The organism is Legionella sp. D16C41 (genome assembly GCF_048541585.1).
Lineage (GTDB): Bacteria > Pseudomonadota > Gammaproteobacteria > Legionellales > Legionellaceae > Legionella_C.
Genome location: NZ_CP183303.1, coordinates 1,383,573 through 1,395,694, shown reverse-complemented (window position 1 = coordinate 1,395,694; position 12,122 = coordinate 1,383,573). Strand labels below are relative to the sequence as shown.

The window sequence follows — 12,122 nt, the reverse complement described above, 5'->3', positions numbered from 1 at the left end:
CATTAGTTTTTTTTAGCCTGTGATAATGCATACTAACTTCCTAAGCCAAACTACTAACAAAATTTAACGCAGTTTATCCATAATAAATGCATCCATTATAAAATGCAACTAAATTGATACCTATTGTCCTTAACTAATTGACAATTAGTTCAATTTTCAATTTTCTTTACTTCATCATTAATCATCAGAAAGAAGACCATTTCTTAAAACAAACTCAATAGAGTTCAATATGATTATAAAATTTCCTTATATCTATATTAATTAATGTTATCTTAAGTTCAAATAGATAAAATTAGCAAATATAGAATCAATTTGTTTAAAAAATAGTTGCCACCGCTTGACTCTATATAAAAACTAAGTTTATAACTTATTTGATTTCTAAAATGGATGAACTAAATTATTTTCAAGCACAACTAATTATAGGGAAATTTTATGAAAATAAAATTGCTTACCAGCACAGTTATAGCCTTAGCATTAACCACATTTTCGGTACAAGCAAATTGGGTATGCAACGTTGCTAATTTAAAAGGACAACACTGGACTTTTACAGCGCCTACTCAGGCAAGTGCACAAGCCATGGCAAAAAATGCTTGTGATGCAAATAGTGTTAACGCTAATAATTGCAATCCTATTTGCGCTGATAATGGAATTACTGGCGGTCGCTGGCATTGTGTAGTTAGTAACTTAAAAGATGAACATTGGTCATTTTTCGCACCTAGTCAAGATCAAGCTTTTTCAATGGCAAAAAATGCTTGTGATGCAAATAGCATTAATCCTAATAATTGCAATCCCACGTGCCTACCTGAATAAAACAAAGCTATCTTTATGCCTATAACCTGCGGCTTACCGTAGGTTATAGCGATAATTATTTCATAGAATAAAAATAAGTCGCGATATGCTAGCCTAAAATCGAAGTGGTTTTTAATTTTTCTCAAAGGCATGCGCTTAGATTATCGATAAATAATAAGAAGCTTCATTGATTGCCATTTAAAAAAACATTTTTTTATAAATTTACACTATTTATAGTATACTGCTCACTTATTTTTTGCTTAACAACAGTAGTATTATGCTAATATCTATTCCTAATCCCGGCAAAAAGCAAACTTGGGGTCAGCTATATGGTTCAAGCCTTCCATTAGTACTAGCTCAATATTGTCAAAATTATGCAGGCGTTAAATTAATTATTACGCCTGATAATTTAACCGCAGGCCAATTACTTGCTGAACTACAGTTTTTCCTTAGTGCCACTTCTAATCAGGAAATACTTTTTTTCCCAGATTGGGAAACACTACCTTATGATCAATTTTCACCTCATCAAGATATTATCTCTGAACGTCTATCTACTTTAAGTCGCTTACAACAAACGACTAATGCTATTGTAATAAGTTCTGTTGCAACCTTAATGTATCGCCTGGCGCCGCCACAATTTCTCAATCAATATGCTTTTATTCTCAAAGAGCAACAAAAATTAGATTTATCCCAGTTTCAATACCATTTACAAGAAGCTGGCTATTATGCTGTTAACAAAGTTCTTGAGCACGGCGAATTCGCTGTACGCGGCTCTATTATTGATGTTTTTCCTATGGGGAGCACCTATCCTTTTCGAATTGAACTTTTCGACGATTACGTAGACAGCTTACGTCAGTTTGATACCGACACTCAACGTACTATTACAAAAATTGCAGAAATTAAATTACTGCCAGCACGTGAATTTCCTCTTAATGATACAAGTATTACTTTATTTCGCCGATCTTTTAGAGAGCAATTTCCTGGTAATCCTAGCTTAAGTCCTATTTATGAAGCCGTTAGTAATGCCCAATTTCCTGCAGGTATAGAATACTATTTACCTCTATTTTTCACGCAAACTGCTACTCTTTTTGATTACTTACCTGAAAATGCCACTATTTTTGCCCTCAATGACATCTCTACTCAAGCAGAAACATTTTGGCATGAAGTTGCTTTACGATATGAACAGCGACGTTATGATGTTTCGCGACCATTACTGCCACCTGAAAAAGGTTTTATTTCACCTAACGAAATCCTCACCCAAGCTAATCTTTATCAACAAATACGCTGTTACACTAGCAAAACAGAGAAAAAAAATGCATTTAACTTTCCTATACAAGCAGGACCTAACCTATTTATAGACCGTAAAGCGCCCAATCCATTACAAAAATTAACAGCTTATGTAACAGATACTAATTACCGCTACCTTATTATTGCTGAAAGCGCTGGCAGACGTGAGGTATTGCTTGATTTAATGAAACAACATAGTTTATCAGCTACGTCCTATTCCACTTGGGATGATTTTCTAGCAAGTTCTGCGCAAATTGGTATTATAATTGGCCCTTTAGCTGATGGTAGTGAGTTAGTCGAAGCAAAAATTGCTCTTATTACCGAGGCACAATTATATGGGGACTATAGCACACCACAAAGACGAACTACCACTAAGTCAGTTGATCCTGATTTAATTATTCGCGATTTAGCAGAACTCCAACTGCACGCGCCTGTTGTACATTTACAATTTGGCGTTGGACGATATCAAGGTTTAAAAACGATTGCCAATGATGGTGCTGCAAATGAATTTCTTGTTTTAGCTTATGCAGGTGACGATAAAATTTATGTACCTGTTACTTCACTGCATTTAATTAGCCGCTATACTGGTTTAGATAGTGATCATGCTCCTCTACATCGCCTAGGTAGTGACCAGTGGCAAAAAGAAAAGCGAAAAGCTGCTGAGAAAATTCATGATGTAGCAATTGAGTTACTTGAAATATATGCTAAACGTGAAACTAAGCCCGGGTTTGTTTATCAAATCGATAAAGAGGAATACCTTCGCTTTGCAAGCGGCTTCCCTTTTGTGGAAACACCTGACCAAACTCATGCAATCGACCAAATTATGCAAGATATGCAATCACCTCGCCCAATGGATAGATTAATTTGTGGCGATGTAGGTTTTGGAAAAACTGAAGTGGCTATGCGTGCTGCCTTTCTAGCGGTACAAAATAGTAAACAAGTGTGTGTTTTAGTACCAACAACCTTACTCGCAACCCAGCATTATGAAAACTTTCGTGACCGTTTCGCTGATTTTCCAGTTAATATTGAATTACTTTCACGCTTTCGCAGTCAAAAAGAAACAACAAAAATTATTACTGCTTTAAAAGATGGGCTTATTGATATTATTATTGGAACGCATAAGCTTTTTTCTAAAAATATACAATTTAAAAATTTAGGCTTGCTTATTATTGACGAAGAGCATCGTTTTGGAGTCAAGCAAAAAGAACATATTAAATCCATGCGTTTAAATGTTGATATTTTATCTATGACCGCCACCCCTATTCCGCGAACATTAAACATGGCTATGGCAGGTATTCGTGACATTTCTTTAATTGCCACCCCGCCTGCAAAACGACTTACTATTAAAACATTTTGGCAAGAGAAAAATGATTCTATTATTCGTGAAGCATTATTGCGCGAAATTCTACGCGGTGGGCAGGTATTCTTTGTTCATAATAATATTGAAACCATTGACCGAATTGGCCAAGATCTACAGCAGCTAGTACCTGAAGCAAAAGTACGCTCAGCACATGGCCAGATGCGCGAACGTGAGCTTGAAAAAATAATGTCAGATTTCTATCATCATCGCTTCAATGTTTTAGTATGTACAACCATTATTGAAACAGGTATTGATATTCCAACCGCAAATACTATTATTATCGACCGAGCTGATAAATTTGGCTTAGCTCAACTACATCAATTACGTGGCCGTGTAGGTCGCTCTCATCATCAAGCCTATGCTTACCTTCTTACTCCGAATCAAAAGTTATTAACTTCAGATGCTGTAAAACGTCTAGAAGCTATTGTTTCCCTTGAAGACCTAGGCGCTGGCTTTACACTTGCGACTCATGATATGGAAATTCGTGGAGCTGGAGAATTATTAGGTGAAGAGCAAAGTGGTAATATGCAGGCTATTGGTTTTAACTTATTTATGGATATGCTAGATAAAGCAGTTGAAGATTTAAAAGCTGGAAAAACACCCGAACTTACTGCCCCATTTAATCAAGGTCCTGAAATCGATTTACGAATTAGCGCTATTTTACCTGAGGATTATATCAATGATATTCATACTCGATTAATCATGTATAAGCGTATCGCTAACGCAACTGATAAGGAACAATTAAAAGATTTACAAATTGAAATGATAGACCGTTTCGGCTTATTACCGCCAGCTGCTAAAAATTTAATTTTGGTGACAGAGCTTAAATTATTAGCAGCCAACTTAGGGATCAACAAAATTACAGCGGCCCAACAACAAGGCAAACTTGAATTTAGCGAAAACCCTAAAATTAATACTGCATCCTTAATTAATCTTATTCAAGTACATGCTAAACGTTATCAACTAGAAGGCCCGACCAAATTAAAGTTTATGCTTGATAAAACAAGCGCTGAGGAACGTATTTTCGAAATACAGGCACTTTTATTGAAATTAGCTAGTTAGAATACACTTTACCCATTACTGTCAAAATTTACTTAACTTTTTACTTCGCTTGTCGATATAGAAAAAAATTTTGCGGAGATAGGTATGGGGTATCGTGACGGATTAAAATATAGTTATACAAAAATGGACGCTCTCGCTGCCCTAGGACAGCCTGTTTCTGCCTTATTAGGTATATCTACTGAAGTGGAGCAAACGCTTAATAAACTAGGCATAAAAAAAATATACGATCTCGCAAACTCTTCTCTTTTTAAATTAGCTTTTGAGATTGCTAATGCAGCCAATGGCGCAGGACTCTCAGTCATAGCACGTTTAGGGCGCGTACCAAGTAGCTTTATAGATGACGATTCTCCAGCAACACCTTCATCCTTGGTAGAAGCAGATATTGCTTTACTTAGAGAAATTAATACACCACTTGCTACAGAAATTAAAAATAAGTTACAAGTAGAAACAGTAGGTGATTTAGGAAGATGGCCTCCCTTTTGTGCAGCCCAGGTTATATTAAATGCCGCCATACTACCAATTAATGAGGGTGAAGAGGCCAGCGAACTTGTACCTCGTTTAGGGGAATATCCTACAGAAAGACATTATTATCAAACGGTAGTCATTGATCAGGTTACTCCCGGGGAAACAACTGATTTAACTTCGGCAGGACCTATTGATATTTCTCCTACAGTTTCTGCAGATTTCGGCTTTAAAGCACCCGCTGTTGGCGCACTGCTTACCTTTTCTCAATCATGGTTTGCCCAGGGTGTAACACTGGGTAATTTACTACACAGTGTAGCGCTTGCGCCAGGAGAAAGCACACGTATAGCTGTTTTAGATTGGTCCCGCCGTACTAACGCAACAGGTGAGGAAAATATTACTGAGTCGGAACAATTAACAAATACGAGTACTCATAATCGTGCCATCAGTGAGGTACAAGATGCCGTCGCTTCAGAAGCACAGACAGGCTTTTCGCGCACCAATGGCAGCTCAACGACAAGTGCTGGCGGTGGTGGATTAGGCTTAAGCCTAGGTCCATTAACGCTTGGTGGAAGTGGCTCATCTGCTACAACGACCTCCAATGCAGAAAGTTTTTCTTCTTCTTCAGGCACACGTAATTTAGCAGCAACAATGAATCAACGCGTTTCTGACGCAACTCAACAAGCCGCATCATCCGTGCGTGATCGCAGAGCATCCATAGTCAAAGAGGTTTCGGAAGAAGAACATCAAAGTGTTTCAACTCGCATTCTAGCGAACTATAACCATATGCATGCCTTAACAATTCAATATTTTGAAGTTATTGAAATTTATCGTGTTAATGTGCAGTTACAGCAAGTTGAGCGCTGTCTATTTGTGCCAATGAAATTAATAGAGTTTAATCGTGCCATTATTGAACGCTATCAAGGTGTATTAGCAAATGCAGCGCTAAATCGACGTATAAAGGAATTGCTAAGTGTAGAATTTGGTTCAGTTATGATTAAGCCAACTTTACCCTTAAGACCTACAAAAACTATTTTTGATAGATTCACAGGCCTTGATCGTTTACCACTAAAAGCAGCAGCCACAACTACAATTTCTCGTAGTTTAAATGCATTAGAAAGTGAAAATATATCTTCTGCAACTAGTACAAATACTGAAGTTGCGCCCTCATCAGCAGCTGCTGTAACGAATTCTTTAGATCAGCTATCTTGGGTTAAGGAAGAATTAGTAAGGGCCTCTCGAATTACTTTAGGAAGCGTTGTGCGGCCCGGAACAAGTGATCTATTTTTACCGGGTGAAACAGAGCTTAGTGGACTTTCTTTTGAATTACGTGCCCAAGGGAATGCACCTATTACAATTAACGGCGTTAAAATACAACTTCAGTCTGGAAGTTCGCTTGCTATGACAAGCTTAAGTATTTTAGAGTGGGTAACAAATGATGTAATTCCTATTCAAGAAATTAGTGAAATTCGCGTATCTTCTACTAGTACAAATTATTTAATTGGAAAATTAACGCTACAATTAGGTTATGGAAGTGCCAAATTTCCACTTAGTATTCCTATTGAAATTACCCCTAATGCACTAGATTCCGCCGTATGTAGTTTCGTAACTAACGAAAGTGAAGCCGAATTACGCATTCACCTTGAACAAAATCGGTTGCACTATAGTAAGGCCATTTGGCGATCATTAGACCCATCTAGTATTGCTTTACTTCTCTCAGCTTATACCTTTGAAGGTAAACCTATAGCTGATTTGATTGATCCCAATCCTGTTATGGTTGCTAGTAATTATTTGGTATTTCGCATGCCAAGCTTTATAGAAGCAGCAGGAATTTCAGAAAATGAAGTTAACAGTAACGATGAAGCACATAACAATTGGAAAGCTTGGCTTAAAGAGCGTGGTTTAATCTTAGGTGCTGCTACGGCAGCAGAGCAGCTTGTTCCTATTCCTACCGGTGGTGTATTTGCAGAAGCAGTATTAGGCCGCTCTAATTCTGCAGAAAAACTCGACGCAACTCGATTCTGGAATTGGCAAGATTCTCCTATTCCTTTACAGCCCCCTGAGATTGCAGCAATTCAAATGGAATCTAGAGCACAACCTGTTGATGCTACACCAGGACAGTTAAGCGCGCCGGTGCTAAATATTATGAATCCGACTACTTTACCTGATCCAACCGGCGTTGGTGCTATTTTAAATGCAGTCCAAAATGGCAATATGTTCCGTGATATGTCAGGACTTGCAGCTACAGCATCACTCGCTCAGAATCTAGCTGGATATGCTACTAGTGCAAGTACCGAAGCAGGTAAACAAGCTGCTGCTAATTTAGTAGTTGCTGCTCAAAAAGATATTGAAGAGAAAAAGATTGCAGCTCAACTTGCGCTAGCTGCTATGGGTCTTCCAGCTGGCAATGCAGGCTCTAGCAAAAATATTTCAGAAGGTGGCGCATTACTAAATACTGCCGCTGAAATGGATAAAAATTCGCCTCGTATTGGGAACTCCTCTACTAATGGAAGTAGTACAGTAGACAGTTCAACATCACCTGGGCCAGGTGGCACTAGCGGAGGTGGAGCTGGTAATTCAACGGACGGCTCCTATATGCCTGGTGTGCCGGAAGAATATCGTAATATGTTTAATGGTAATACTAGCCGTGCAGATGATGTACTATCAAAAATGAATTGGGGTAGTTTAGGGCAATCAGGTGCTAGTATCATCCCTGCTACTCAAGGATCAAGTAAGGCTGGTTCCAGTTTAAAAGTCAGTGGGGTTATTAGCTATGAGTTAGCTTGCTATGCTAATTTTCCTCGTCCCTGGCCAGACGACGCTGCTGAAGTACAGGGCTTAATGAATGATAAATGGCGCCCAGCTGCAGAAGATTTTGAAGTAATTAGTCCGGCTGCGACAAGCGCTAATAATCAGGCCACTAAACCTTTTGGCCAAGTGATAAATTCCGTTGCAGACTTAATCAGTGTAGTCAATTATTTTGCTCCTAAAGTAGCAGGTTTTGGTCAAAGTTACCCTGCTAGAGTAACCCGCCTTAATTTATTCTTATATGCAGGAACAAATAGTATAGGTTTTATGGGTACCTTAACTACTCAAGGTAAATGGGGTACTACCCTTCCTAATCAAGCTGATATTGATTCGCCTGGAATTGATACATCCATTATTACCACTATTTTAAATAATCCTGCTAATAAAGCTGCTTTAGCAAATTTAAAAAAGGCATGGGCTCCTAATGCTGAAATCTGGTTATATACCTGTGATGGAGTTGTAAGTACGGCTTTTGGGAAAAAATTTGCTAAGTTAATGGGCGCTAATGTTCGAGCATTTGATGATCCGTTTTGGGTATTACCTACCTATGATTCGAATCAACAAATAATCTTATCCCGTAATGAATTTGGTATTGGTTCAGACTTTGCAGATGCCGCAAACCATAGAACTAAAGATTTACACAGCCTTGATTCTTTAGCTACAAGAACATTTAAACCTTAAAATGAATACTCTACTCTTTAAACCAAGAGTAGAGTACTTAGTTATTAAATTAGTTAAAGTAAATTTTTGCTGGTTAAAAAAGCTAAACCTAAATTTATAGGTGATAGTGACAGTTATACCTAAGCCAGACCAAATTACTTTACCTCGGTATACATGCCAAAGAATCTAATTTTTGCTCTATACTTTTATGTGCAGCATGTTTTAGTAAATCTCTAAATAAAGTATTGGGATTAGAGAAAAACTTTTTTCCAATTGATTTATTAAATTCAGAGCCTAGTAAGAAGCCTTCGATTAAATCCTCTTTAATATCTATCTTGCTCATCAATTGAGGTAGCGTTTCGACATAATAAACACTTCGATTTTGCATATCGTTGTCATTTACACTTAAGTTAAATTTACTAAATAAACTTTCAAAGTACTGCGTCATAGGCTCACCATCTCTAGGACCATGCGGGCCTACAATAAGAGCACGCGTAAACATTAACTGAGGACTATTTTTTAGATTCCATTTGTCTATTTGCTCGTCCAATTCATTAATAATAGCTTCGCCGCCTAAATCAATATTTTTGTCTAATAGATGTTTTATTGTCGCTAAATAGACCTTAAGCTGTTGTGATGTGTGTTTAAGATTCTCATCTTTAATAAACGTTAAAATTAAGTTTTGTGTTTCTATTAAAATTTGGCTTTGATTTTCTATATTTTCAGCAGTAAAGATAGTTGGTAAATCTTTTAAAATAAGCGACAAACAATTGTGTATGTCGGTCATTCGCTTTTTAAATTCCGTCATATCAATTATACCTGCATTAAATTCCTTAACGTATTCTGCAATAAGTACAGGGATATGTGAGATTTGTTTTAATCTAGTATAAGATCCTTCTGGGGACGGAATAGTCGCTTCATCCTTTTTTATAAATCCATTATCTTGTTTAACCCACAAAGAGAGCTTGCCACATAGATTAACAATAACATGAGTTAACTTTTTTTCTTTTGCTTGTGCAGCTTCGTGATGCTGAGTTAGAAATTGATTATTAAGCTCTTCTAAAAGAGTCCCAGCTGGCTTCGTTAAATTAGAATTATCATTGTCTATATTACTTCGAAATCGCTGACTTACCGCCTTCATTGGATACCTATTAAACAGCAAAAAGATTTGAATTTTAACAAATAGTTAATTTATGAGCAAATATTGTTAAATAGATGCGCCAAGTTCGTATGACCTAGTAATCTAATTGTTGCAATTAGCCCTAGCCAAACTGTAAACCATTGACCTGGCAAAAAGCGCCTTTCAACAGCGGCTAAATTACCGTGTACCACCTACTGTTAAAGCGTCTATTTTTAAAGTAGGTTGCCCAACCCCAACGGGTACGGATTGTCCATCTTTGCCACACACACCAATACCGGCGTCTAGTGACAAGTCATTACCTATCATACTAATTTTTTTCATTACATCAGGACCATTGCCGATAAGCGTTGCCCCTTTTACAGGTTTAGTTATTTTACCATCTTCAATTAAGTAAGCTTCACTGGCCGAAAATACAAATTGTCCTGAAGTAATATCAACTTGCCCGCCACCAAAGTTAACAGCATAAAGGCCTTTTTTAACCGAGCGAATAATTTCTTCTGGGTCATGTTTGCCTGCAAGCATATACGTATTGGTCATGCGTGGCATAGGTAAATGAGCATAAGACTCACGGCGACAATTTCCCGTAGGCTGCATCCCCATTAAACGCGCATTTAATTTATCTTGCATATAATTAACAAGCTTGCCGTCTTCAATCAATGTTGTACATTGACTTGGCGTCCCTTCATCATCAATAGTTAATGAGCCACGGCGATCAGGTATGGTGCCATCATCAACCACTGTAATGCCTTTAGCTGCTACTTGTTGACCAAGTTTGCCTGAAAAAGCTGATAATCCCTTACGATTGAAATCACCTTCTAACCCATGTCCTACTGCTTCATGTAATAATACGCCAGGCCAACCTGGTCCAAGCACAACAGGCATGGAGCCTGCAGGTGCTGCCTGGGCTTCTAAATTGATTAATGCTTCGCGTACTGCTTCACGAGCATACTCTAGCGCTTTTTCCTGCTGTAAAAAATAAGAATACGCTACTCGACCACCACCACCCGAACGTGCTGCTTCACGTCTACCATTTTTATCTTCAACAATGACACTAACATTTACACTGACTAGCGGTCTAATATCAGCAACTAACTCGCCATGTAGGCCTGCAATCATTACGGCTTCATAGCAACCATTTAATGATGCATTGACTTGAATAACACGTGGGTCAAGTTTCCTTGCTTCTTTATCAATAGACTCTAAAAGAGCAATTTTTTCTTGTTTAGTCATGCTATCAATTGGATTAATTCCTGCATATTTCGCAATAGGTGCACCTTTAATAGCAACCGTCTGTAATGGCTTTGCACTCGTTAAAGCAATTGACCGAGCCGCTTCTGCTGCTCGCTCAATCGCTGATAGCATAATATCGTCACAATAGGCATAACCAGTCTTATCACCACTGATTGCCCGTATTCCGACACCACGGTCAATAGAATAACTACCACTTTTTACCGCTGAATCCTCTAAATACCATGATTCATAAATGCTACTTTGAAAATAAAGGTCAGCATCGTCAATATGTCGCCCCATAAATGAATGCAACAATTTTGCAATTGCTGTCTCATCAAGCGATGCAGGTTTTAAAATAATATCTTTAGCAATAGCCAGTGCCTGAGTCATGATAGCCTACCTATTAAACACAGGCTCATGTAGAGACATGAGCCAAAAATTAACTAATCTTTCAGCAATTTAACTTATTAGTTACCGTTAAACAATTGATGTAAATTTACAATTTATGATGTTGATTACAAGGAAAACGTTGCCTTAATTGTTCTAACTGCTCTAAATCAATGGTTGCTTTAATTATACCAGGATCAGAAGAAAGTTGTGCCAATATTTCTCCCCAAGGATGTATAATCATACTATGTCCATAAGTTTGCCGGCCATTTTCATGTAAGCCACCTTGGTTAGGCGCTAAGACATAACATAAATTCTCTATTGCACGCGACCGTAACAATACTTCCCAATGAGCTCGACCTGTAACTGCAGTGAAGGCTGAAGGAACTACAAATAATTGCGCACCCTTTTTTTCAAGCTGTCGATACAATTCTGGGAAACGCACATCGTAACAAACTGATAAACCTATACGGCCAACCGGGGTATCTATAACAACAAGTTCATCGCCTGGCTCTACTGTAGCAGATTCAAGATAAGCTTCCTTTTCAGTGACAATAACATCAAATAAATGAATTTTATCATATCTCGCCTGACATTTACCGGTATTATCAAAAACTAAACAAGCTGCACGTACTCGATTAGCTGCTGCTTTAATAGGTATAGTTCCTGCAATAATCCATAAATTATATTGCTTAGCCAATTCACTTATAGCAGTCTGAATTTCACCATCCCCAAACGGTTCGGCAATAATTAATTTATCAGTTTCTTTAACTCCCATAAAGGCAAAGTTTTCTGGTAATACAACAAGATCTATGTCTTGGTCAGCAATTTGTTGCAATAAATCCTTAATTTGCGTGAGATTAGCTTTTACTGAGCTTGATGAAGTCATTTGTATCACTGCAACATTAGGCATAATTTTCCTATTCATTAAATTTT

Annotated in this window: 6 protein-coding genes; 3 read left to right on the top strand and 3 right to left on the bottom strand. The window is 37.7% G+C overall.

The window, feature by feature from the left end; all coding sequences use genetic code 11:
- The first annotated feature begins 432 nt into the window (after positions 1 to 432).
- From ACNVED_RS06125 to ACNVED_RS06115, 3 genes are all read left to right on the top strand, one after another.
- Positions 433 to 810 carry a hypothetical protein gene (locus ACNVED_RS06125; RefSeq protein ID WP_419420872.1) on the top strand — a complete coding sequence of 126 codons (378 nt, stop codon included), beginning with the start codon at positions 433 to 435 and terminating at the stop codon, positions 808 to 810.
- A gap of 256 nt (positions 811 to 1,066) precedes the next feature.
- Complete coding sequence (gene mfd, locus ACNVED_RS06120; RefSeq protein WP_419420871.1) at positions 1,067 to 4,498, top strand: transcription-repair coupling factor; 3,432 nt, start codon at positions 1,067 to 1,069, stop codon at positions 4,496 to 4,498.
- A gap of 84 nt (positions 4,499 to 4,582) precedes the next feature.
- The gene (locus ACNVED_RS06115) at positions 4,583 to 8,449 is read left to right on the top strand and encodes a hypothetical protein (protein ID WP_419420870.1); all 3,867 of its coding nucleotides are present in this window, start codon (positions 4,583 to 4,585) and stop codon (positions 8,447 to 8,449) included.
- A 139-nt stretch (positions 8,450 to 8,588) separates the two neighbouring features.
- Here the strand turns inward: ACNVED_RS06115 and ACNVED_RS06110 are convergent, their stop codons facing one another.
- The 3 genes from ACNVED_RS06110 to ACNVED_RS06100 form a co-directional block, all read right to left on the bottom strand.
- Complete coding sequence (locus tag ACNVED_RS06110) at positions 8,589 to 9,569, bottom strand: hypothetical protein (RefSeq protein WP_419420869.1); 981 nt, start codon at positions 9,567 to 9,569, stop codon at positions 8,589 to 8,591.
- Between the two features lie 177 nt (positions 9,570 to 9,746).
- On the bottom strand, positions 9,747 to 11,189 hold the full coding sequence (gene tldD, locus ACNVED_RS06105; RefSeq protein WP_419420868.1) for a metalloprotease TldD: 1,443 nt from the start codon (positions 11,187 to 11,189) through the stop codon (positions 9,747 to 9,749).
- Between the two features lie 106 nt (positions 11,190 to 11,295).
- Positions 11,296 to 12,099: a carbon-nitrogen hydrolase family protein gene (locus ACNVED_RS06100; RefSeq protein ID WP_419420867.1), complete on the bottom strand. Its 804-nt coding sequence runs from the start codon at positions 12,097 to 12,099 to the stop codon at positions 11,296 to 11,298.
- Positions 12,100 to 12,122: the final 23 nt, after the last annotated feature.

Coding starts and splice junctions, on each gene's coding strand:
- mfd (WP_419420871.1), top strand. CDS start 1,067: ATGCTAATATCTATTCCTAATCCCGGCAAAAAGCAAACTTGGGGTCAG.
- ACNVED_RS06110 (WP_419420869.1), bottom strand. CDS start 9,569: ATGAAGGCGGTAAGTCAGCGATTTCGAAGTAATATAGACAATGATAAT.
- ACNVED_RS06125 (WP_419420872.1), top strand. CDS start 433: ATGAAAATAAAATTGCTTACCAGCACAGTTATAGCCTTAGCATTAACC.
- ACNVED_RS06115 (WP_419420870.1), top strand. CDS start 4,583: ATGGGGTATCGTGACGGATTAAAATATAGTTATACAAAAATGGACGCT.
- ACNVED_RS06100 (WP_419420867.1), bottom strand. CDS start 12,099: ATGCCTAATGTTGCAGTGATACAAATGACTTCATCAAGCTCAGTAAAA.
- tldD (WP_419420868.1), bottom strand. CDS start 11,189: ATGACTCAGGCACTGGCTATTGCTAAAGATATTATTTTAAAACCTGCA.